Source organism: Symbioplanes lichenis (assembly GCF_030709675.1).
Lineage (GTDB): Bacteria > Actinomycetota > Actinomycetes > Mycobacteriales > Micromonosporaceae > Actinoplanes > Actinoplanes lichenis.
On sequence record NZ_JAUZQD010000018.1, the window covers coordinates 148,478 to 171,047 of the forward strand.

The 22,570-nt window shown below is 72.5% G+C and carries 17 protein-coding genes and 1 tRNA gene; 7 read left to right on the forward strand and 11 right to left on the reverse strand.

Annotation, left to right across the window (positions count from 1 at the left end):
- Positions 1–37 precede the first annotated feature (37 nt).
- The 6 genes from RAN62_RS35465 to RAN62_RS35485 are packed head-to-tail and all read right to left on the reverse strand — an operon-like array spanning position 38 to position 7,362.
- On the reverse strand, positions 38–1,336 hold the full coding sequence (locus RAN62_RS35465; RefSeq protein WP_305789221.1) for a glycoside hydrolase family 16 protein: 1,299 nt from the start codon (positions 1,334–1,336) through the stop codon (positions 38–40).
- Between the two features lie 36 nt (positions 1,337–1,372).
- Positions 1,373–1,687 (reverse strand): hypothetical protein, encoded by a 315-nt coding sequence (locus RAN62_RS35470; protein WP_305789222.1) that lies wholly within the window; start codon positions 1,685–1,687, stop codon positions 1,373–1,375.
- Positions 1,678–2,016 (reverse strand): helix-turn-helix domain-containing protein, encoded by a 339-nt coding sequence (locus RAN62_RS41305; RefSeq protein WP_369077231.1) that lies wholly within the window; start codon positions 2,014–2,016, stop codon positions 1,678–1,680. Before RAN62_RS41305 ends, RAN62_RS35470 begins: the two co-directional genes overlap by 10 nt.
- Before the next feature lie 48 nt (positions 2,017–2,064).
- Positions 2,065–3,303 carry a hypothetical protein gene (locus RAN62_RS35475; RefSeq protein ID WP_305789223.1) on the reverse strand — a complete coding sequence of 413 codons (1,239 nt, stop codon included), beginning with the start codon at positions 3,301–3,303 and terminating at the stop codon, positions 2,065–2,067.
- Between the two features lie 26 nt (positions 3,304–3,329).
- A complete protein-coding gene (locus RAN62_RS35480) occupies positions 3,330–5,072 on the reverse strand; it encodes a YncE family protein (RefSeq protein ID WP_305789224.1) in 1,743 nt (580 codons plus the stop codon).
- Positions 5,073–5,109: 37 nt separating this feature from the next.
- The gene (locus tag RAN62_RS35485) at positions 5,110–7,362 is read right to left on the reverse strand and encodes a putative bifunctional diguanylate cyclase/phosphodiesterase (RefSeq protein ID WP_305789225.1); all 2,253 of its coding nucleotides are present in this window, start codon (positions 7,360–7,362) and stop codon (positions 5,110–5,112) included.
- Between the two features lie 167 nt (positions 7,363–7,529).
- Here RAN62_RS35485 and RAN62_RS35490 point away from each other — a divergent pair, with 167 nt between their 5' ends.
- A complete protein-coding gene (locus RAN62_RS35490) occupies positions 7,530–8,711 on the forward strand; it encodes a GAF domain-containing sensor histidine kinase (RefSeq protein ID WP_305789226.1) in 1,182 nt (393 codons plus the stop codon).
- A gap of 426 nt (positions 8,712–9,137) precedes the next feature.
- Here RAN62_RS35490 and RAN62_RS35495 read toward each other — a convergent pair whose 3' ends face one another.
- From RAN62_RS35495 to RAN62_RS35515, 5 genes are all read right to left on the reverse strand, one after another.
- Positions 9,138–10,559, reverse strand: a complete 1,422-nt coding sequence (locus RAN62_RS35495) for an MFS transporter (RefSeq protein WP_305789227.1) — start codon at positions 10,557–10,559, stop codon at positions 9,138–9,140.
- 505 nt (positions 10,560–11,064) lie between these two features.
- A tRNA-His gene (locus tag RAN62_RS35500) sits at positions 11,065–11,140 on the reverse strand.
- Between the two features lie 187 nt (positions 11,141–11,327).
- A complete protein-coding gene (orn, locus tag RAN62_RS35505; RefSeq protein ID WP_305789228.1) occupies positions 11,328–11,918 on the reverse strand; it encodes an oligoribonuclease in 591 nt (196 codons plus the stop codon).
- 283 nt (positions 11,919–12,201) lie between these two features.
- Positions 12,202–15,816: a hypothetical protein gene (locus RAN62_RS35510; protein ID WP_305789229.1), complete on the reverse strand. Its 3,615-nt coding sequence runs from the start codon at positions 15,814–15,816 to the stop codon at positions 12,202–12,204.
- A 108-nt stretch (positions 15,817–15,924) separates the two neighbouring features.
- Entirely contained in the window at positions 15,925–17,577 is a 1,653-nt protein-coding gene (locus RAN62_RS35515) for a copper resistance CopC/CopD family protein (protein WP_305789230.1), read from the reverse strand.
- A 71-nt stretch (positions 17,578–17,648) separates the two neighbouring features.
- Here RAN62_RS35515 and RAN62_RS35520 point away from each other — a divergent pair, with 71 nt between their 5' ends.
- The 6 genes from RAN62_RS35520 (at position 17,649) to RAN62_RS35545 (ending at position 22,559) form a co-directional block, all read left to right on the forward strand.
- The gene (locus RAN62_RS35520; protein WP_305789231.1) at positions 17,649–18,212 is read left to right on the forward strand and encodes a sigma-70 family RNA polymerase sigma factor; all 564 of its coding nucleotides are present in this window, start codon (positions 17,649–17,651) and stop codon (positions 18,210–18,212) included.
- Positions 18,213–18,289: 77 nt separating this feature from the next.
- On the forward strand, positions 18,290–18,751 hold the full coding sequence (locus RAN62_RS35525; protein ID WP_305789281.1) for a MauE/DoxX family redox-associated membrane protein: 462 nt from the start codon (positions 18,290–18,292) through the stop codon (positions 18,749–18,751).
- On the forward strand, positions 18,748–19,470 hold the full coding sequence (locus RAN62_RS35530; RefSeq protein WP_305789232.1) for a DsbA family protein: 723 nt from the start codon (positions 18,748–18,750) through the stop codon (positions 19,468–19,470). The genes RAN62_RS35525 and RAN62_RS35530 overlap by 4 nt, the downstream gene beginning before the upstream one ends.
- A complete protein-coding gene (locus RAN62_RS35535; RefSeq protein WP_305789233.1) occupies positions 19,467–20,435 on the forward strand; it encodes a hypothetical protein in 969 nt (322 codons plus the stop codon). Before RAN62_RS35530 ends, RAN62_RS35535 begins: the two co-directional genes overlap by 4 nt.
- Positions 20,432–20,902, forward strand: coding sequence for a thioredoxin-dependent thiol peroxidase (gene bcp, locus RAN62_RS35540; RefSeq protein WP_305789234.1), 471 nt, complete (start codon positions 20,432–20,434; stop codon positions 20,900–20,902). Before RAN62_RS35535 ends, bcp begins: the two co-directional genes overlap by 4 nt.
- Before the next feature lie 31 nt (positions 20,903–20,933).
- A complete protein-coding gene (locus tag RAN62_RS35545; protein WP_305789235.1) occupies positions 20,934–22,559 on the forward strand; it encodes a methyl-accepting chemotaxis protein in 1,626 nt (541 codons plus the stop codon).
- The last annotated feature ends 11 nt before the right edge of the window (positions 22,560–22,570 follow it).

Sequence of the window (22,570 nt, forward strand, 5' to 3'; positions counted from 1 at the left end):
CTTGAGTAACGTTCAGCTTGCTCTTCGGACCCGTGCGTCAGCGCTGCCAGACGCGTACGTAATCCACCTGGAAGTCGGCCGGGAAACGCGTCGCCGCGTCGGGGTCGCCGAGCCAGCCGCCCACCTGGAAGTTGAGGCGCAGGTGGTAGGGCTTGGTGAACACCTCGTCGAACCACGGCGTCGTCGTGCGGTCGCGTTGCCACACCGGGACGCCGTCGACGTACCAGCGGAGGACGCCCGGCTCCCACTCGGTGGTGTAGGTGTGGAAGCCGTCCGCCGCATGGCCCGCCGCCGGGAAGGGATAGCGGTTGTCCTGTTTGACCGGTGTGTAGTCGTAGAAGATGGATTGCGTGGCGGCCTGGTAGTAGGCGGCGCCGCCGGGCAGCTCGACCACGTCGATCTCGCCGTTGCCGCCGTCGTCGGGGCGCAGCCAGAAGGCGGGCCAGAGACCGGTCGAGCCCACCGGCCCGGTCGGCGACTTGGCGCGCACCTCGAACCGGCCGTACTGGAAGGACTTCCGGCCCTCGGTCGTCAGGTAGGCGCTCGTGAAGCCGCGCGTCTCGGCGCCACAGGTGGCCGGGCGGCGCTGGGCGCGCAGGGTGAGCACTCCTCCGCCGACGAAGACGGTGTCCGGGTGGGCGGTGAGGCAGGCGCGGTCGTAGTCGACGCTCGTGTTGTCCTTGGCGACCCAGGTCGCGGCGTCCAGCGCGGTGCCGTTGAACTCGTCCGACCACGCGAGCCGCCAAGGCGCGACCATCGTCGGCGCCGGCGCGGGGCCGTCCGATTTATACGACAAGACCAGCTCGGGGCGGATCGCCGGGCTCTTGTTCTCGGCCGACGCCCAGTAGATCCGGCTCGGATAGTCCGCCTGCCGCACGGTGAAGGTGTAGGTCCCGTTGCCCGGAACCGCCCGCGACACGTCCCACTCGTTGTAGCCGGCCGTCACGCCGGCCGCCCGGTCCAGCTCCTGCCCACCGGCGCCGACACTGGTCGCCGCGTCGAAGGCCGCCCACGAGTAGAGCCGCAGCCGCGCCTCGACGCCTCCGGCCGTACGCGGAAGGTCATTGATCTCGAACGTCACCGTCGCCGAACGCTCACCACGCGGATTGCCCTCACACAACGCCGGACACGTGGTCAACGTCGACGCGGCACTGGTGTCGCCGTCCTGCGCCACCTGGGAGACCGTGGCGTCCGCGACCGGCGCGACGACGAGCTGCGCGTCCGGCTCCGGCGCGGGCTCGGACGACGCCACCGCCAGCAGGGGCACCGCGATCGCCGGAGCAGCCGCCAGGGCCACGACCGCCAGCACCGCAACGGCCCGTCCGCTCCGCCGCACCCGGACCCCCTCGCGTCGCCTGCCAGACGACGGACTCTACATGTTGCTCAGCGCGATGCTCATCACTGTCACCGAGCCCACCAGCCCCACCCCGAAGACGCCGGCGGCCACGAGCAGCGCCGGGCCGGGCTTGCGCAGAAACCGCCGGGCCACAAGCCACACCCCGACCGCCCCCACGTACGCAACCACGGCCAGGTAGACGGTGAACAGGAAGCCGAGCCCGGTGCCCAGCGCCGCCACCACCGCCACCGCAAGCGCCGCCCCCGCCCGCAGATCCCGCCGGGCAATCACATAACTCGAAACGCCGGCCAACAACGTGAACACGGTCGTGAGCGTGACGATCAGATCCATGGCGCCGAGAGTGACAAACGATTCGCCGGGGCGCTCGTGCTCGCCCCCACCCTCCACACAACCTTCACGAACCATCCAACCGACGCTGACAGCTCGGGCTCGTTCTGCAGCGTGGACAGGTCAGCGAGCGCTCCACGCCGGCGGAGGCGCTCCGCGTCCAGGAAGGCCCTGATCGAGGAGACCCGGATGTGGCGGTGGAACTCCAGCAGGCCGCGGTCGATGAGCTTACGAACTTGCGGCCGCGACATGCTCAGTAGCGCTGCCGCCTCGGCCGGCGTGACCTTGCGGCGAGTGCGAAGCGCAGCCCGAGGCGACGACTTTGTCGGCACGATCAGACCCTAGTGGCACGTCCTCTAGTCATTCGACGAGCGAATCGGCTACTGGTCGCCCCAGACCGGGGGGCGGACCCGCTCGCGCTCGGGGAGCGGCTCCTGCGGGTACGTGCCGGCGAGCATCCACGCGGGGATCGGCTCGGTGGCGGGCGCTTCCATGACGTCGGCGTCCGGGAGCCACGGTTGCGTGCCGAGCGCCTGGACCTGCGGCACGCCCGTCGTGAGCTCGGCCGGGCGCGGGGCCGCCGCCAGCTCGGCCGCCGTGCGCGCGGGCGGGCGCCAGATCGGCGGCGGGCCCCACCAGACGATGCGGTCGGCGGGGCGGGCGATCGGTGGGGTGGCTGGGCGGGGCAACGGTACGGACGGCCGGGTCGCGGGCCGGGCGACGCGCATCGGTTCGCCGGACGGGACGGTCCATTTCGGCTCGTGGTCGATCGACGTGGTGCCGGGCACGCTGGTGGCTTCGGCGGGGAGTGCCGCCGCGCTGGTGCCGGGGGCCGAGGCGAGGACGACGGCGGACATCGCGGTGACCAGCCCGGCCACGAGGGCGATGGCTTCCCAGCCGGGGCGCACGGTGTCGCCGAGCAGGAGCAGCGCGACCGCCGACGGGGCGAGCACCTCGGCGCTCCAGTGGACGGCGGTCACCGGGCCGACCTGGCCGTTCTGGAGCGCGTGGGCGTACAGCATCATGCCGGTGGCGGCGAAGACCAGGACCGCCGCGGTGAGCGGCTCGGTGAGGATGCCCAGCACTCCCCCGGTGACCTCGCCGAGGGCCCGGCCGGTCAGGGCGGCGCCGCCGAGGCACAGGCCGCCCATGGCGGCGACGAGGCCGGCCGGGGCGCCGGCGCGGGCCGCGCCCCAGCCGAAGAGGACCATGGTGATCGCGGCCGAGCAGAGCGTGAAGCGCAGGACCGGGGTGAGTTCGACGCCGTGCTGCGGGCCGGCCGACGAGGCGAGGACGGCGAGGGCCGAGATGGAGACGACGACCGCCGCGATGTCGCGCCGGCGCAGGCGGGACTTGAGGATCAGCCGGGCGCCGAGGACGGTCAGGGCCAGCGAGCCGGCGAGCACCGACTCGACCAGATAGACGGCGAGCTCGCGGAGAGCGATCATCGAGCCGACCCAGGCCATGACGTCGCAGCCGATGCCGGCCAGATAGAGCGGGTGTTTCATGGTCGCGGCGGTGCTCACGCTCTTGCGGGCCGCGACGGCCTGCAGCAGGGACGCGGCCGCGTAACTGGCCGCGCCGAACACGGTGATCGCCAGCGCGATCCAGCCCCCCATGGACATCGCACCCACCCGCTGTCGTCTCAGCCGACCTTGAGAACGCTGATCGTGTTGTCGTCGCCGTTGGACACGTACGCCGACCGGCCGTCCGGTGACACCGCGATCACGCGGGGGCTGCCGCCGACCTTGACCGTGCTCGTGACGGCCCCGGTGAAGCCGTCCAGGACCGACACCGTGTCGTCGCCCTCGTTGACTACGTACGCGTGGCTGCTGTCCGCCGCGAACGCGACGCTCTGCGGGTCCGTGCCCACCCGGAGCGGCCCGATGCGGTGGAAGTCCCGCGCGTCGATGAGGTCGGCGGTGTCCGCCTCGTACCCGGCGGACAGCACCCGCTGGCCGTCGGGCGACACGGCGACACTGTGCGGCGCCTTGCTGACGGGGATGGTCTTGAGCACCTTCCCCGTACGCATGTCGAGCACCGCCACGGCATTGGACTCGTGGTTGGCCGTGTACGCCCGGGCGAGGTCGGCGGAGAAGCCGATCGCGTGCGGGTTGTTCGGCACCGCGACCCGGCCCGCCAGCGTCGTGGCGTCCTTCCCGAAGATCTCGACCGTGCCGCGCCCGTGGATCGGCACCCACAGCCGGTCGTCCGGACCGACCAGCAGGGTGTACGGCTGCACGCCCGTCCCGAGGTACCGCAGCACCTTGCGGCTCCGGGCGTCCACGACGGCGACGCCGCTGCCCGACTTGTCGGTCTCGTACATGGACACGAACACCAGCCGGCCGTCCCGGGAGACGGCCACGAACCGGGGCGTGTTGCGTAGCTCGACCGACGCCACGCGCTTGCTGGCCACGTCCACGACGGACAGGATCCGCGAGCTCTGGTTGGCGACGTAGACGGTCTTGTTGTCGGGCGAGACGGCGACGCCCTCGGGCTCGTTCCCGACCTTGATCGTGCCGGTCACGACGGGCTTCCCGAGGCTGCGGGCATGTGTGAGGATCGGGATCTTCTGGATTTCCGCGGGTACGGGCGGCGCCAGCTGCGGTGCCCCGTCGGGCGTGTCCTGCAACAGATGCAGCGAGTGGTCCTCCACCTCGGGGCTGGGCCCGGGCGCGGCGAGCGGGTCCCGCTGTTGCTGTCCGCCGTTGGTGAGGGCTACCGCCACGCCGACGCCACCGATCAGCACGAGCGACGTGAGCCCGGCGACAAGGACGGCTGCTCCGGCCCGGCGGCGGTGACGCGGGCGCGGGGGCTCCGCGGGCAGCACGGTCACGCGGGACGTGGCGTAGTCGCCGACGCCGTCGAGGTCGCGTACCCGTTCGGCGAGGACCGCGCGGGTCAGCGGCACCGCCTCGGTCACTTCGCCGGTCACGCGCACCTCGGCCCAGCCGGCCGGGCCGCGGACGGCGACCGAGCCGTCGAGCCACTCCGAGCCGGGCGTCCACTCGATGTGCAGCTGCCGTCCGGCGAAGGCGGCACGCAGGCCGGCGCCCGAGACGTGCACCGCGGCCTCGGTGGCGGCCAGTGGTGGCCCCTCGACCAGGACCTGGACGGTCAGCGGGGCGGTGCCGGGCGGGACCTGACCGAAGTCGATCCGGTCGGGGTTGAGGCGGATGGCCGTACGCTCCAAAGCAGTCGCCGCCGCGGCCGAGACGGCACGGCTGTCGTCCTCGGTCAGCCGCTGCAAGTGCATCCTGGCGTCGGCCGCCGCGCCGGGGTCGTCGCCGGCCGCGAACCAGGCCAGGTCGTCCACGGCGGCCAGCCGGATCTCCCGGATCGGGCTCTCGATCCGGGTCACCACGTGGAGTGGAACACTGTCAGTCATCACATCACCACGCTCAGCATGCGCTGTGCATGGTCGCCTAGGGAAGTCCCCCATGCGAATTCGTGAATGCCAGCTTCACCCGGCCGAGGGCTTCCTCCGGGCTCATCGGCCGCGCGTAGTGGTAGCCCTGGCCCCGCCGATAGCCGAGCAGCGACAGCTCGGCGGCCTGCTCGGCCGTCTCGATGCCCTCGGCCACGGTGTCCAGGTGCAGGGCCTGCGCCAGCCGCAGCACCGCCTCGGCGACAGCCGACCCCTGCGGGTCACCGTTGAGCTCGGCGACGAAGCACCGGTCGAGCTTGAGGATGTCGACCGGCAGCCGGGTCAGGTAGCGCAGCGACGAGTAGCCCGTGCCGAAGTCGTCGACGGCGATCCGTACGCCCAGACCCCGCAGCCGGGTCAGCGCCGGCACCGCGCTCGTCTCCTCCACCAGCGCGCTCTCCGTCAGCTCCAGGACCAGATCCTGCGGGCGTAGCCCGGCGTCGCCGAGGCGGCGGGCTACGTCGTGCACGAGTCCCGGCTCGTCGAGCTGACGGGGCGAGAGGTTGACGCTGACATAGAGGGACCGGCCGGTCTCCGTCTGCCAGGCCCGCACCTGCTCGGCGGCCCGGGCGAGGACCCAGAGGCCGATTTCGTGGATGACCCCCGTACGCTCGGCGGCCGCGATGAACCGGTCCGGCGCGATCGTCCCGAGCACCGGATGCTCCCAGCGGACGAGCGCCTCCACGCCCACGGTCGAGCCGTCCTCGAGGTCGACGATCGGCTGGTAGACCACGCGCAGCTGACCGGCGGCGGTGGCACCGGCCAGATCGGCGTCGAAGGCCTCCTCGGCGGCCGTGCGGCCGGGCAGGGCCGGCTGCCACAGCTCGGTGCCGTGGCCGGCGCGCTTGGCGGCGTACATGGCCATGTCGGCCCGGTGCCGCACGGTCGTGGCGTCGGCGTCCGGGTCGGTCATCGCGATGCCGATGCTCGCCCGGATCGGCAGCTCCTCGCCGTTGATCAGCACCGGGTCCGCGGCGGCGTCGAGGATGCGGCGGGCCACCGCGACGGCCCGCTCGGCCGATCCGGGACGGTCGAGGACGACCACGAACTCGTCGCCGCCGACGCGGGCGGCGACGTCGGAGGTACGTACGGTGGCGGTGAGAATGCCCGCGAACGCCGCGAGCAGCGCGTCGCCGGCCTCGTGCCCGCGGGTGTCGTTGATCGTCTTGAAGCCGTCCAGGTCGATCAGCAGCACCGCCGACTCCTGCCCGTCCTGCCGGTGGCGGCGCACGGCGGCCGCCAGCGCGGCGTCGGCGGAGATGCGGTTGGCCAGCCCGGTCAGGTGGTCGTGCACGACGAGGTGATGGTTCTCCCGCAGCGCCACGAGCTGCCGCAGCACGACCGCGCCGGTCATCACGAACACGCCCACCGCCAGCCCGCCCCACGGATAGGCCCGCCCCTCCCGCACCGCGGCGACGAGCATCATCGTGTAGCCGCTGAGCAGGGCGACATAGGGCAGGTAGGCGACCCCCGCGCTCACCCGGCCCGGCTCGGCCCCCGTCGCGTCCGGCTTCCGCAGGTGTACGGCCGCCGCGGCGGCCATGATCAGGTCGGCGACGTTGAGCGTGAGCGACAGCGGGGTCGCCCACACCAGCGGACCGGCGAGGATGGCGTGGGCGTAGAGCAGGTCCCCGGCCAGGAAGGTGACCAGCCCGGCGAGGAAGACCGGCAGCGGCCCGCGCCAGGTCGTCAGGCCGTTGCGCATCAGGACCGCGCACACGCCGAAGATCATGCCGAGGTCCCCGACCGCCAGCGAGAGCACCGTGAGCTGGTCGAACCCGAGCCGGCCGGACTCGGTCAGCGCCGGGCCGAGCTGGAAGTACCAGGAGATGACGAACGCGCCGCCCAGCACCGTGGCCATGTCGGCCAGGAAGCGGGTGCGCTGCCGCCCGGTCAGCGGCCGCATCGGGAACTTCAGCGTGCCCGCCACCAGCAGCACCGCCCACAGCACCCGCCCGCCCAGCACCGCCATCACCACCCACAACGGCGGCATCTCCTGCCGGGCCGCGACGGCGATGAAGAGCAGCTGGGGTACGAGCAGAGCCGTGAAACCCAGCGCGATCCAGCGCCACGGGCGGCGGGCGTCGGCCGGCCCCCGGCCCGCGGCGATCCACGTCACCACGGTCGCGACGACCGACGTGATCAGGTACGACCGGTAGAACTCGACATTCGCCGCCTGACCCTGCGGATCGGTGATCAACCGGGCCGCGACGAGGACCACCCCGACCAGCACAACAACACCAAGCGCCACGCTCCTCTGATCGGCAGCGGCCCGCGAGTTCTTCGGCGCCGGGGTTCATCCTGGTTGCCGGACCGGTCTTTCACTCAACGCTCCCCCCGGGCGGCCGACCTTCAGCGCACAACGACGCGGCGGGAACCTGGTTTCCCCGCCGCGGCCGGACGAGCGAGGGGACAGCGGTGAACACGGTCATGGCCGAGGAGGCACGAGTGGCGGCGCTGCGCAGCTACGGGCTGCTCGACGCCCCGCGCCCGGCGGCCCTGGACGAGCTGACCCGGCTCACCACCACCCTCGTCGGCACGCCCATCGCCCTGGTCACGCTCATCGACGAGAACCGCCAGTGGTTCGCCGGCAACACCGGGCTGGGCCTGGACGCGACCGCCCGCGACCTCTCCTTCTGCGCGCACACGCTGACGCCCCGAACGCCCCTGATCGTTCCGGACGCGCGCCTCGACTCCCGGTTCGTCGCCAACGGGCTGGTCACGGGGGCGCCGTGGATCCGCTCGTACGCGGGGGCGCCGTTGATCGACGAGGACGGGCACGCCCTCGGGGCCGTCTGCGCCATCGGCGACGAGCCGCGCGACTTCAGCGACCGCGAGATCGACGCGCTGACACTGCTGGCGGGTCAGGCCTCCGGGCACCTCGCCGCCATCCGGTCCCGGCTGCGGCTCATCGAGCTCGGCGACGCGCTGGCCCAGGCCGTGCGGCGCGAGGAGGACCTGGTCGCCACGGTCAGCCACGAGCTACGGACCCCGGTCGCCGCCATCCAGGGCTACCTCGAGCTGCTCACGGACGATGCGGCGCTGGCTCCGTACGGGCGGCTCATCGACCCGATCCGGCGCAACGGCGAGCGGCTCGTCCGCATGGTCGACCACCTCCTCGAAGGCACCGCCGACGCCAAGATGACCCAGGCCACCCCCACCCCCATCGGTACGGTCGTCGCGGCGGCCGTGGCCGGCACCAGCGCCGTGGCCGCGAGCCGCGACGTCACCGTCACGGTCACCGGCGACGGCCGGACCGTCGTGGGCGGCGCCGACCCGGCCCGTCTCGCGCAGGCGGTCGAGCAGCTCGTCCGCAACGCCGTCCTGTTCTCGGCGCCGGGCGGCTCGGTCCGCGTCACGATGCGCCGGGCGGACGCCACCATCGTCGAGGTCACCGACTCGGGGGCGGGGATCCCGGCGGACGAGCTGCCGCATGTGACCGAGCGGTTCTTCCGGGGGCGGCACGCGCGGAAGCAGGCCGTGCCGGGGATGGGGCTCGGGCTGACGATCGCGGCGGGGATCGCGTCGGCGCACGGTGGCTTTTTGCAGATGTCGTCGCCGGGGGCGGGGCGGGGGACGACGGCTCGGCTGGGTCTCTGACTCCTGGGGTTCGCCGCGCGTCTTCGGGCTTCGCTCCTCCGCTCTTGCGCTTGGCCACGCTCCTTCGGCCTCGCTCCTCCGCTCTTGTGCTTGGCCACGCTCCTTCGGCCTCGCTCCTCCGCTCTTGTGCTTGGCCACGCTCCTTCGGTCTTGCCGGACTGCTTCGTCCTTCCGGGCGGTCCGGAGCGCTGTTCGGACCTCCCCGGACGGGGCCGTTCCGGACGCGGCGGGGCCGGACGACCGCGCTGAGCTGGCTTTTCGAACCCGTTGCCACACCGATATGGACGATTGACACCGGATCGACTATCGTCATTGACGACGCCGTTGCGAGTTCTTCCCCCGTGGAATTCGCAGCGGCGTCCTTTATGCGCCCTACCCCGCCCCGCTCGTGGTCACGGCCGGGCTTCTCCACGAGGCTGCGGGCCTTCACGGCCGGTCTATGTGGCGGGGGAGGCGGCGGTCGAGGGCCGTGAGCAGCAGCAGGATCGAGCTGCCGGCGATGAGCCCCGTGGCGATCGAGTGCAGGCCCGCGTCGGTCACCCCGTGGGCATAGCTGAGGCTGATCAGGCTCGAGGCGAGAATCGCGCCCAGATAGGCAAAGGTCCGCATCAGGCCGGCCGCCGTCCCGGCATCGCGCGCGGGCGACTGGGCGTAGAGGGCACCCTGGTTCCCGACCGCCCCGAGCGAAGCGGTCACGCCGAAGGCGACGGTGAGGGCGATGATGGCGGCTGTGGGCGTACCGACGGTCATGAACCGGAGGGTGACCGCCACGCCCAGCGCGACCACCGCGGCGGCCAGCAGTGGCCCCCGCACCGCGTTGCGCCGGGCCACCGGGGCCGTGACCAGCGCCGACATCCCCGTCATGGGCAACATCACCAGCCCCGCGAGGGCCGCCGACAGCCCCTTGCCGTCCTGCACCCATTGCGTGACGCCGTACATGAGCGAGTACATGACCAGCTGCGTGCAGAGCTGCCGCACATAGGTACGGGTCAGCCCGCCGTTGCTCCGCAGCAGCCGGAGGTCCACGAGCGGAGACGTCGCCCGCAACTCCCGTACCGTCAGAACGACCAGGAGCATCAGCGCCGCGGCGAGCGCCGGCCACCTCGCCCCGCCGCCACTCAACGAGAGCAGGAATCCGAGCAGGCACGAGAAGGTCGCCGCGAACAGCAGGACGCCGACGAGATCAATGTCCCGGGCCCAGGTGCGTACGGTGTCGATGGGCTCGTCCGCTGGAACCCACAGCCGGGCCATCACGAACGCCAGCACCGCCACCGGCAGGTTGACGAGAAACACGATCCGCCACCCGAACGCCCCGACCAGCACCCCACCCAGCGGCAACCCGAGCGCGGCCGTCAACTGCCCCGCCATCGTGATCGCCCCGAGCACCCCGCCGGGCGCCGCGATCCCGGCCCGCTCCGCCCGGCGCCGGATGAGCAGCATCGCCGTCGGATAGCCGGCCGAGGTGCCGACGCCGATCACCACCCGCGCGACTGTCAGCAGGGTCAGGCTCTGCGCCAAGCTGCCGATCAGCCCGCCGGCGAAAACCAGCGAGATCCCCGCCAGGAAGACCCGCCGCGGCCCGAACCGCCCCGCCACCTTGCCCAGCGCAGGCTGAGCGGTGGCACTCGCCACGTAGAGAACGGCGACAAGCACGGCCGTACGCCCGGCCGGCACCGAAAACCGCGCTGCGATCGGCACCAGCGCCGTAGCAATGATCGAGCTGTTGATCGGATTCAACGCCGACCCCACCACCAGCGGCACCATGAACCGCCACCCGAACGCCCCGCCGCCCGCCCCGCGCCCGGCCACAGCCCCGGCCCCCCGCCCGGAACTCGCTGTATCAGCCACGCATCTCACCCTAGGCCGCCGCCCGCCCCAAGCACCTGTCTACCTGGTCACGCCGCCCCGCTCTCCCACCCGCCGCCTTTGGCCAGTTGCCCGCCGCTCGTCGCTGCCTTGCTTGTTGCCCCGCTCTCGCCAGCCACCCGTCACCCGCCGCTGGTCGCCGACCGCTCGTCGCTGGCTGCCGTTCGCCGCCACCCCTGGCCCGCGCTCTTCACCGGCCGCACGTCGCCCGCTGCTCTTCGTCCGCTCTTAGTCCGCGGGGCCGTCCTGCGCTGACGCCTTCTTCTGCCCCGGCTCGCCGCCTGCCCTTTCACCCGGGGCCGGCCCGCGCTGTCGCTGAACTCCGCCGCCGCTCGCCGTCACCTCGATGACGGCCCTCGCTGTCGCCACCCTCCGCTGCCACTCGCCGTCACCTCGATGACGGCCTTTGCCGCGGCCGCTCGGACCGGACAGCGCGTGGCTCGGAAACGCAAAAAGCCCGCTCCTCGGAGCGGGCTTTCGCACTGCATGGGGTGATCGACGGGACTTGAACCCGCGACCCCCTGGACCACAACCAGGTGCTCTACCAACTGAGCTACGACCACCATGCCGACCGCCGCGAAGATCTCCCTCGCAGCGTGCGCCGGACAAGCATAGCTGGGTCCCCCACCACCCTGTCGACCGGGTTACCCGAGCGGGTGCCACCGGCCCACCGAGCAGGTGGCACCGGCCCACCGAGCAGGTGGCACCGGCCCACCGAGCAGATGGCACCGGCCCACGGAGCCGGGGCGGTCAGAGCTCGGCGGCGATGGCGCGGGCCTGCTCGACGTCCGGGCCGGGGAGCGGGACGAAGACGGTGCGACGGTAGTACTCGAGCTCGCGGATGCTCTCGCGGATGTCGGCGAGCGCCCGGTGGGCGAGACCCTTCTGGGGCTGGCCGAAGTAGACCCGGGGGTACCAGCGGCGGGTCAGCTCCTTGATCGAGGACACGTCGATCATCCGGTAGTGCAGGAAGTCGTCCAACTCCGGCATGTCCCGGGCCAGGAACCCGCGGTCCGTGGCGATCGAGTTGCCGCAGAGCGGGGCCGTGCGCGGATTCGGGACGTACTGCTTGACGTAGTCGAGGACGGCCGCCTCGGCCTCCGCCATCGTCACGGTCGAGCGCCGCACCTCCTCGGTCAGCCCCGACTTGGCGTGCATGTCCCGCACCACCTGGGGCATCGCGTCGAGCGCCGCGTCGTCGGCGTGGATCACGAGGTCGACACCCTCGCCGAGCACGTTCAGATCGGGACCGGTGACGAGCGCCGCCACCTCGATCAGGGCATCCTTGCCGAGATCGAGGCCGGTCATCTCACAATCGATCCACACGAGAAGATCAGCCACCCGCCCAGCCTACGCGCACACCCGGTACAGCGCGGAAGCCTCCGCCCGTACCCACCTGATCGGGAGCCACGCACCCAGCCGGACAGAATCACCCAAGAATGCCTTATTCGGTCGCACCTCTACCCAGCCGGGCGCGACAGCCCCTAAACTGGTCTTAACGGACGAAGCCCCCCTTCGGTAACTCCGTTCCCCCGGTAAAGGGCCCTCCGCGCCGGCAGCGCGGAGGGCCCTTCGGTGTCTGCGATTGTCGTTTCGCCGGGCCGGCCTTCTCAGCCGGCCTCGATCACTCCTTGCCGGAGCCCCGCCCGATCCCCCGCCGCGGCGGCCGCGTCAATTTCATCGGCGGCTCCAGATCAGCCGGATCCGGCGCCGGCAGGCCCGCCGCGGTGAAGCCCTTCCGCCGCCGCTTGGCCGCCCCGTTGCCGAGCAACTCGGCCACCTCAGCCTTGTAGTCACCAAGCACCGAAGACCCCTCCCCCTTGCGCGCCTCCGACTCGGCAGTCGCGGGCGCGTCGCTCTCCGCTTCGCCGCGCTCCGGGGCAGGCTGGGCAACCGTGGGGCTGCCGACCTTCGCATCGGGCGCGCGCTCGACCTCTGCGCCGGCCGTCTGCTCGACCTCTGCGCCGGCCGCCTGCTCGACCTTCGGGCTGGGCGTGCGCTCCACCTTCGGGCCGGCCGTCTGCTCGACCTCCGCGCCGGGCCTGCGCTCGACCTCTGCGCTGGGCGTGCGCTCGACGTCGGCGCTGGGCGTGCGCTCGACGTCGGCGCTGGGCGTACGCTCGGCCGTCGACATGACCTCCGATCGCGGCCCGGCAATGCGCGTCTCGGTGAGCTGGTCCCCCTTCGCACCCGCATGACCCGAGCCCGGTCGCGCCTCAGAGTCCGACGCCGGCCGCGGCCCCGAACCGCTCAGCGGCACCGCCCGAGAACCAGGAACCACCGGCCAAGCCGAAGGTCGCCCATCGCCCCCAGCCGGACGAGCCTCAGGCGCCGGGGCCGGAACCCGCCTCGGCAACGGCCCACCCGCCGTCGGAGCCATGACCGTCCCGGCCTTCGACGCTTGTCCAGCTCCAGCTCCAGCTCCAGCTCCAGCTCCAGCCCTAGCCTCGGCCTCAGCCGTCGCCGCCGGAGCCGAAGCCGACTTCGACTCGTCGGAAACCGGACGGCCCGACGGCAGCTGCACCTGCTCGGGAGGGGCCGTCGACTCTGCGATGGGCGCGGAGGCCAGCTGCGGCTCCTTGGCGACCGTGACGGTGGGCTTGCCTTCCCCGCTTGCCATCGAGGTCGACTTCTCCTCGCCCGCGGCCGGGACATGCTTTTCGTCGGCCGCCGCCGGGACGGCCTTGTCGTCGGCCGCCGCCGGGACGGCCTTGTCGTTGGCCGCTACCGGGGCAGCTTCGTCGTTAGCCGACACCGGACCGGCTTTGTCGTTGGCCGCCGCCGGGACGGGCTGCCGCTGCGGCTCGACCGGTCGCGAAGGCCCCGGGACCGACGGCCGCGAAGGCGCCGGTACAGGCCGCGGGGGCGCCGGAGCAGGCGCCGGCTTGGCGCGATCAGCCGACGTGCCACTCGCCGACGGGGACGTGGCCGAACCAGACGGCGCAGCCGCAGCCGATCCAGCGGTCGGCGCAGCAGCGGTCGGCGCCGCGGCAGCGGTTGGCGCAGCGGCAGCGGTTGGCACGGCGGCGGACGGCCGAGGAGCAGTGGGCGCGGCGGCCGTTGGCGAGGCCGCCGGAGTGGCTACGCGTGAAGTGGCGGCGGACGGGGCGGCGGGCTGCTGGGGCTTCGGGGTGATGCCTACGCGCGGGGAGTCGGCTCGGGTCAGGCCCGTGGCGGCCCAGGCGTTGGCGGGCGGGCCGCCGAAGAGAGCGTTGCGCGGTGTCGCCTTGGCCGGGCGGGTCGGCTTGGTGGCCGGCTTCGCCTCGGCGGCGGGCGACGGCTCGGGCTCAGCGACGGGCGACGGCTTGGGCTCAGCGACGGGCTCCGGCTTGGGGGCGGGCGTGGACGACGGCCTCGGCTCGGGGGCAGACGGCGGCTTCGACGCAGCAGTAGGCGTCGGCTGCGTGCCGGCAGCGGGCTTGGCCTCGGCGGCCGGCCTGGCAACAGGCTGGACGGCAGCGGGCTTGGCGTCGGCAGCGGGCTTGGCCTCGGCGGCGGGCGTCGCCACGGTGGCGGGCTGGGCGGCGGCGGGCGTCGGGCTGGTGGCCGGGGGCTGCTTGGTGTCGGCGGCGGGCGCCTTGGTGGGCAGCGGCGAGGGAGACGCGGGCGCTGGCGGGGCGGGCGGCTTTGTGGCGGGGATTGGGGTGGGCTTGGCCAGCGGGTGCGGGATCGGCTTCGGGTCCGCTGCTCGGGACGGCTTGGTAGGCGCGGCGGAACCGGCGGTCGCGGCGGGTGCGGCGGTCACGGCAGGAGCGGCGGTCACGGCAGGAGCGGTCGGAGCAGCAGTCGCGGAAGGCGCGGCAGAAGACGAAGAAGCAGCAGGAGCGGCGGGTGCGACAGGAGCGGCGGGCTTGGTGAGGTTGGGGTTTTGTTTGGCGGCGGCCTTCGCCAGGGCTGCTCGGTGGGCGGCTACTGCGGCGGCGGCTCGGGCTTCGGTTTCTTTGGCTCGGGCGGCGGCGGTTTCGGCTACCCAGGCTCCTACGGCGGAGGCTTCGAAGATGGGGAGGTCGGCTGGGCGGGCACCCGGAGCAGGCTGCGCGGCGGGGGACGCCGGGCGGGCGCCGGGAGTTGCGAGGGACGCCGGGCGGGCGGCGGGCGCGGCCGGAGACACCGAGCGGGCGGCGGGTGCGGCCGGAGACACCGGGCGGGTGGTGGGGGCTGCCGGTGACACCGGGCGGGCGGCGGGGGTCTGGCTCGGGGTGCGGGTGGGGAGGAGCTTGAGGGGTTCGCCCGGGGCCGGCTTGGCGGTGGGGGCGATCGGCTGAGTGGGGGCGTCCGGGGAAGCGCCGGCAGAGGGAGCGACGGCGACAGCGGAAACCGCGGCGGGAGAGGCGGCCGGAGAGGCAACGACGGAAGGAGAGACGGCGGCCGCAGGGACGACGGAGGGAGAGACGGAGGCGGCTGGGGTGGTGGGGCGTGGGGGCCAGACCAGGGAGGGCGGGCGGGTTCGGGATTGGGTGTCGGCGAGGGTTCGGGGGCGGTGGGAGGCGGCGTGGCGGCCGCCGCCGGTGCGGCTCAGGGGGAGGGGGGCGCCGATTGCTTGCATCAGGCTGGGGACCTGGCTGGGTTCGACGACGTAGACGACCTCGCGGCGGCGGGCGGGCCAGCCGAGGATGATCATGCCGAGCATGACGAGGAGGGTGCCGGCGGTCAGGAGGCCCCAGGTGGCCTGGTTGAGCCAGCCGGGCTGGACCGCCGCGGTGCTTTCCAGGCGTACGCCCGGCTGGGCCGCCGGGTTCATGATGATCAGCGAGTACGGGGTGTCGCGCATCTCGGCCGGGTTCCAGGAGACCGAGCCGCGCCCCGTCGCCAGCCAGAAGTCCGCCTTGCCGGGCAGTTGCTCCGGGGCGCGCGTGCCCGGGACCAGTTTGCCGGTCACGGGGAGGGCGCCGGTGCCCAGGTCGATCGAGGCGACCGCGATGCGGGGCAGGTCGGCCAGGTACGCCGCGGCGTCGGCGGCCGGGGCGAGGCCGACGAAGGCCGGGCCCTGGGCGGTGTCCGCGGTGACGCGCAGGCGGGTGTCGCCGACCCGGGCGAAGGGGGCGTCAGCGCGCAGCAGCCCGTCGACGTCGTCGACCACGACGGCGTAGCCGGACGTCGCGAGGCGCTGCATCGTTCCCGTGAACGCACCGCTCGCGTCGCGATGTTGCAGGGCGGCCCAGAACGCGGCCCCGGCGAGCAGTGCGGGCAGGCCGGCGGTCAGCAACAGCATGCCGAGGATCGTGCGGAGCAGCCGCATCTCGATCTCCCCTTCTGGTCGGTACTGCGCTGGACCATACAGCGCTAAATACCACCAAAATGGGCAAACGACTCTTTAGCCCTCCAACGGTTTAAAAGGCGCCCCGGGTTACTGGATGTTCGCGGTCATCGTCAGCGTGGACTGGTCGATGTCGCTGGTCCGCACGGTGAACTTGAACGTCCACTGGCCCGCCATCGGCAACGCGATGTCCCCGACCGCGTGGAAATCGGTGATGCGCAGGAGCGGCACCTCGATCGGCTCGATGCCCTTCGTCTCCAGGGCGGCCGTCGCGGACCACTCGACCACGGTGAGCGGCTTGTTGTCGGGCGTGTAGGCGTACAGGTGAATGGAGTTGTTGCCGACCGTCGCCGGGAAGATGTCGGCCTGCACGGTCATGGAGTCGTCGCGCAGGGTCTGGGAGACCGTCTGGGTGGTGGCCGCCGCGGTCTCGGCCGCCTCGGCGGTGCGCGGCGGGCTGATCTGGACCAGCGCGGACGTCACGCCGAGGACCACGGCGGTGATGGCCAGCTCCACGAAGACCGCGCGGCGCAGGATGCCGGGACGCTCGCCGGCCTGCTCCCGGACGAGCTTGCGGGAGAACGCCGCGACGCCGACCACCAGGGCCGCCAGGCCGATCTTGACGAGGATCAGCCGGCCGTACGTGCTGTCGATCAGGCCCTGGAACGACGACACCTCGATCAGCGCGGACACCGAGCCGGCGACGATGAGCGCGGCCACGGCGGTCGCGGCCCAGCGGGACCAGATCGGCAGGATCGCGCCGAGCTCGCGCTCGTTGGCCTGGCGGAGCAGGAAGCCGGCCAGCATCACCAGTCCGCCGAGCCAGACCGCCATCGCGGCGAGGTGGATGGCGTCGACGACCACCGAGACGCCGGCGACCGGGGAGGCCGTCGGGTGCCCGGTGAGCGGCCAGGTGGCGATCGCGCCGACGCCGAGGACGCCGAGCAGGGCCAGGTCGGCCTTGTTGTCCGCGCGGGCGCCGACCAGGAGCGGGCGCAGCAGGAACGCGGCCGCCACGATCACGCCCAGACGCACGAGCATCACGGCGCCGAAGGTGCTGCCCAGCACGTCCTGCAAATCCGAGAGGGAGACCCCGAACAGACCGGACCCCGTCGAGTACGGCGCCTGCAGCCACAACGCGAGCACGGTGCTCAGCAGCACGAGTCCCACGCCGGTCCACACCAGGCGCGCCGGCCCGGATCGGGGCAGGCGGTGGGGCCACAGGAGCGCGAGCACGAGCACCGGGCCGACGAGGAGGACCAGGCCCGCGTATCCGAGGTATTTGCCGACCGGAATCAGCGCGCGCACCACCGGGTCGACATTCTGCGCGACTTCCGTCTCCGTGGGCGGAGTGGAGGCCGCCCCGACGGAGTAGAGCAGCGTGCCGGCGACGGGGTGGCTGTCGGCGGAGACGACGCGGTAGCTGACGAGATAGGTGCCGCGGCCGGCGCCCGTACGCACCGGGATCGTGACCGTCCCCCCGCTGGCCTGGGGCTCGCCCTGGTCCGCGCGGCTGCCGTCGGGCGCCAGCACCTGGATCTTGCCGGAGATCAGCTGCACCGACTCGCTGAAGGTCAGCGTGACCTTGTTGGGCGCGTCGGGGACGATCGTGTTGGCGCCCGGGTCGCTGGCCACGAGCGCGGCGTGCGCGCTGGCCGGAGCGGCCGGGCCGAGCAGCACTCCGGTGAGGCCGAGGAGCAGCCCGATCAGGGCCACGACGGCCCGGCGACGGTCGACGGTCATGCGAGTGAGGCTCCCCCAACGGCGGACAGGCGGACTAAACGTGCCACAGTTCCCGGCGGATCTGCCACTTGATGACGGGCGTACCATCTCGGTTTGTGACAGCGAGCGACCCACTCACCGCGCTCGCCCTCCGGGCGCGGGCCGGCGACGCCGGTGCCCAGGCTGCCCTCGTGCGCGGCACCCAGGCCGAGGTGTGGCGGTTCACCGCCGCGCTGGTCGACCCCGGCGCCGCGGACGATCTGACCCAGGAGACCTTCCTGCGGGCGTTCAAGGCGCTGCCCTCCTTCGAGGCGCGCGCCGGCATCCGCACTTGGCTGCTCGGCATCGCCCGCCGCACCTGCGCCGACCACCTGCGGGCCGTCGTCCGCCGGCGGCGCCTGGACGCGCGGCTCGCGGCCGAGGTCTGGACCGACCGGCCGCACCACCCCGACCCCGCCCACCGGCTCGGCGCGGCGGATCTGCTGGGCCGGCTGGGTGAGGAGCGTCGCACGGCGTTCGTGCTGACGCAGGTGCTCGGCCTCTCGTACGCGGAGGCGGCCGAGGTGGAAGACGTCGCGATCGGCACGATTCGCTCCCGCGTGGCCCGCGCCCGTGAGGAACTGGTGAGTGCGGTGGCCCAGGCTCAGGCTTCTTGAGGGGTAAATACAGCTAACCCCCAGCAGAAGTACGGAACCCCGCGGCGCCGGACGCCGACTAAGGGGGCGTGGTGAAAATGCAGCCGTGGATCTCGACCGCCGCCCGCGTGGGCCTGGCCGTGGTCTGGCTCGTCGCGGGCGGCCTCAAGATCGGTGACCTGGCCGCGTCCGGACGGGCGGTCAACGCGTACCAGATCTTCCCGTACGACGTGGCGAAGGTCATCGGCGCCGCCCAGCCCTTCCTCGAGATCGCGCTCGGGCTGCTGCTGCTCGCGGGTCTGGCCGTCCGCCTGGTGGCCGGCATCTCCGCGGTCGTACTCGTGATCTTCATCGCCGGCATCGTCTCGGCGTGGGTGCGCGGGCTCTCGATCGACTGCGGCTGCTTCAGCTCGGGCGGGCAGCTGGGCGCGGGCGCCACTCCGGTCTACGGCTGGGACATCGCGCGTGACGCCGGCTTCCTCGTACTGGCAGGGGTCCTGCTGGTCTGGCCGCGCACGCGGATGTCGGTCGACAGCATCCTGATGGGGGACGACAAGTGAGCAAGGCAACCAAGCAGCGCGCCGCCGAGGCGAAACGCATCGTCGCTCAGCAGAAGGCGCGGGAGCGGCGGCGCACGGTCACGCTGTGGACGAGCGTCGGAGTGGTGGCCGTCCTCGTCATCGCGGGCCTGATCGGCTGGGCGGTGCTGGCCGGGCAGGAGAAGGACACGGCGGGTAGCGTCGTGGTCCCGCCCACCGCGACCGACGACGGGACGGCCTTCGCCCGCGGCGAGGGTCCCGTGACGATCGACATCTACGAGGACTTCATGTGCCCGATCTGCCACGAGTTCGAGGACTCGGCGGGTCCGACGATCACCAAGCTCGTCGACGAGAAGAAGGTCACGGTCAACTACCACCCGATCTCGATCCTCGACCGCGCCTCCAACGGCACGGAGTATTCGACGCGCTCGGCGGGGGCGGCGGCGGCCGCGGCGGCGGGTGGGAAGTTCTACGAGTACCACGAGGTGCTCTTCGCCAATCAGCCCGAGGAGAACAGCGACGGGCTGGACAACGCGAAGCTGATCGAGCTCGGCCAGTCGGTCGGACTGACGGACCAGGCCTTCGCGGACGCGGTGAACAACGGCACCTACCAGGGCTGGGCGACGGACGTCACCGACAAGGCCTCCGCGGCGGGGGTCACCGGCACGCCGACGATCAAGGTCAACGGGACGGTGCTCGAGGACCGGACCGCCGCCGGCTTGGAAAAAGCGGTGGGATGAGACGTGCCGCCCTGCTCCTCGCGGTGCTGGCCGGGGCGCTTCTCGGGCCGGCCGGCCCCGCGTCGGCGCACGGCGGCGAGGCCCCGGACGCGACGGCGTACCGGATCGAGGTGACCGGGCTCACGGAGAACGTCGCCGGCCTCTCCGTGCGGGTCGTCGAGGCGGGCGCTCGGCTCGAGCTGACCAATGACACCGGGCACAGCGTCGAGGTGCTCGGCTATCAAGGTGAGCCTTATCTCGACGTACGCCCCGACGGGGTGTGGCAGAACGTCAACTCGCCGGCCACGTACACCAATGCGACGCTGGACGGCGATGCGGCCGTACCGGCGAATGCTGATCCGACCGCGGCGCCGCAGTGGCAGAAGATCTCGTCGGAGCGCACTGTCCGGTGGCACGATCAGCGCGATCGCTGGCTCTCCGACGGGTTGCCCCCGCAGGCGCAAGCCGACCCGTCGCGGGCGCACGAGCTGCGGAGGTGGAGCGTGCCGTTGCGCTCGGGGGCGCGTACCTATGCGGTGGAAGGGACCTTGACCTGGGTGCCGCCGCCGCGGGCATGGCTGTGGTGGGCAGGCGCGGTCGCGCTGGCGGTCGCGACCATCCTGGCCCGGCGCTGGGTGGGGACGGTTGCGCTGGTCGCGGGCTTGATTGCCATCGTGTACGCGATCACGCGCGCGGCCGTCGGTGTGGACGCCCAGGCTCCGGCCATCGTCGCCGCGCTGCTCGCGATCGGCGCCGGCTTGTGGCGAAGACCATTCCTCCTGCTGCTGGGCGGCGGCGCACTGGCGATCTTCGGGGGCTTCAACGACGCGGGCGTGTTCACGCAGGCCGTCGTCACTTTCCCCGGGCCGGGGTGGGTGGCGCGGGGGGCCGTACTCGTCGCCTTGGGAGCCGGAGCGGGCACCGCCGTGACCGGCGTCCTGCGCCTGCGGGCCGCCGAGCCCGCCCGGATAACCTCGGACGCATGACTGAGCGGCTCTCCGCGGGGGACCCGGCCCCCGAGTTCTCCCTGCCCACCGACAACGGCGACACCCTGACGCTGAAGGATCTGCGCGGACGCAAGGTGATCCTGTACGTTTACCCGGCCGCGATGACGCCCGGCTGCACCACGCAGGCGTGCGACTTCCGCGACAACCTGGGCTCGATCCAGGCCGCGGGCTACGAGGTCGTCGGCATCTCCCCCGACTCCCCGGACAAGCTGGCGAAGTTCCGTGAGCGCGACTCCATCACGTTCCCGCTGGTGAGCGACGCGGACAAGAGCGTCCTGACCGCTTACGGCGCGTACGGCGAGAAGATGAACTACGGCAAGACCGTGATGGGCGTCATCCGCTCGACCTTCGTGATCGACGAGAACGGCGCGATCGAGCAGGCGATGTACAACGTCAAGGCGACCGGTCACGTGGCGAAGCTGCGACGGGATCTCGGTATCGACTGACTGCGCGGCGTTTGTCCCCGATTCTGGTTCTGTGCTCGTCGCTCACAAGCTTTTCGCCGGATTCGGGGCCCTCGGCGTCCTGGTGGTGGCCGTCGGCGCCACCGGGCTCGTCGAGCTGCACAGCGCCAACACGCGCCTGGAGACCATGTACGACCACAACCTCCAGGCGATCGGCCGCCTCGGCGAGGTCCGGGCGTCGGTCCAGCAGTCGACGGCGCTGTCGGACAAGCTGCTGCTGCGGTCGCCGCTGACCGACGTCACCGACGTGCAGGCGGCGATCCAGCGGCTGGACGCGACGATCGACGGGACCTGGCAGGCGTACGTGGCCCGGCCGGCCGGCGGCACGTCCGGTGACCGTGACGCGTTCGCCGCCGGGCTCGCCGAGTACCGGAAAGTCCGCGACCAGCAGCTCGTCCCGGCGGCCAAGGCGAACAGCCTGAGCACCTTCCTCGGCGTGCAGAACAACTACATCGACCCGCTCACCAGCAAGATCACCGTGGCGCTCAACAACCTGGCCGCGCTCGAGGACAAGGCGGCGGCCCGGGAGAAGAGCCAGGCCAGCCGGTCGGCGACGGTCGCGCAGATCATCACGTACGCGCTGGTGGGGCTGGGGATTCTCGCGGCCTGCGCCATCGCGTTCGTGGTGAGCCGGGCCGTCGTGGGGCCGTTGCGGCGGACGGTGGTCGTGCTGGAGGGGCTGGCCGAGGGGCGGCTGGATCAGCGGCTGACGCTGTCCTCCCCCGCTTCCCGGTTCTCTTTCCTGTCCCGGCTTCCGGGGTTTTCCCGGTCCTCGAAGTCGGACGAGGTCGCCCGGATGGCAGGGGCGCTCAACACCGCCCTGGACCGCCTCACCGCCGCCATGCGTGACATCGGCACGAACGTGACCACGCTCGCCTCCTCCTCCGAGGACCTCACCGCGGTCGCCAACCGGATGAACTCGTCGGCCGCCCAGTCCGCGAACCGCGCCGGCGCCGTCTCCCAGGCGTCGGAGGAGATCAGCCGCACGATCAGCACCGTCTCCGCGGGCGCCGAGGAGATCGGCAGCTCGATCAGCGAGATCGCCCGCAGCACCTCGAGCGCCGCCGACGTGGCCGGTCAGGCGGTCCGCATCTCCGGCGAGGCGGGCCAGATCCTCGAGAAGCTCGGCTCCTCGAGCGCCGAGATCGTCTCCGTCATCAAGATGATCACCGGCATCGCCGAGCAGACCAACCTGCTCGCCCTCAACGCCACCATCGAGGCCGCCCGGGCCGGCGAGGCGGGCAAGGGCTTCGCCGTCGTCGCCGGCGAGGTCAAGGAGCTCGCCCAGGAGACGGCCCGCGCCACCGAGGACATCCGCACCCGCGTCGGCGCCATCCAGGCCGACTCCGCGGCCGCCGTCGCCGCCATCGGCGAGATCGGCGCCGTCATCGACCAGATCAACGCCACCCAGAGCGCCATCGCCGCCGCCGTCGAGCAGCAGACCGCCACCACCAACGAGATGAGCCGCAACGTCGGCGAGGTGGCCACCGGCTCCCACCAGATCACCGCCAACGTGGCCGAGGTCGCCGACGCCGCCGGCCAGACCACCGAAGCCGCCGCCGAGACCGCGACCGCGGCCGACCAGCTCTCGCGGGTGGCCCACGACCTGCAACGCAGCCTGGCCATGTTCCGCTACTAGGCTCCGCCCCG

Excerpts from the sequence above, each read along its gene's own strand:
- RAN62_RS35510 (WP_305789229.1), bottom strand. The coding sequence starts at position 15,816 with ATGCGGCTGCTCCGCACGATCCTCGGCATGCTGTTGCTGACCGCCGGC.
- bcp (WP_305789234.1), top strand. The coding sequence starts at position 20,432 with ATGACTGAGCGGCTCTCCGCGGGGGACCCGGCCCCCGAGTTCTCCCTG.
- RAN62_RS35470 (WP_305789222.1), bottom strand. The coding sequence starts at position 1,687 with ATGGATCTGATCGTCACGCTCACGACCGTGTTCACGTTGTTGGCCGGC.
- RAN62_RS35475 (WP_305789223.1), bottom strand. The coding sequence starts at position 3,303 with ATGGGGGGCTGGATCGCGCTGGCGATCACCGTGTTCGGCGCGGCCAGT.
- RAN62_RS35515 (WP_305789230.1), bottom strand. The coding sequence starts at position 17,577 with ATGACCGTCGACCGTCGCCGGGCCGTCGTGGCCCTGATCGGGCTGCTC.
- RAN62_RS35480 (WP_305789224.1), bottom strand. The coding sequence starts at position 5,072 with ATGACTGACAGTGTTCCACTCCACGTGGTGACCCGGATCGAGAGCCCG.
- RAN62_RS35520 (WP_305789231.1), top strand. The coding sequence starts at position 17,649 with ATGACGGGCGTACCATCTCGGTTTGTGACAGCGAGCGACCCACTCACC.
- RAN62_RS35525 (WP_305789281.1), top strand. The coding sequence starts at position 18,290 with ATGCAGCCGTGGATCTCGACCGCCGCCCGCGTGGGCCTGGCCGTGGTC.
- RAN62_RS35535 (WP_305789233.1), top strand. The coding sequence starts at position 19,467 with ATGAGACGTGCCGCCCTGCTCCTCGCGGTGCTGGCCGGGGCGCTTCTC.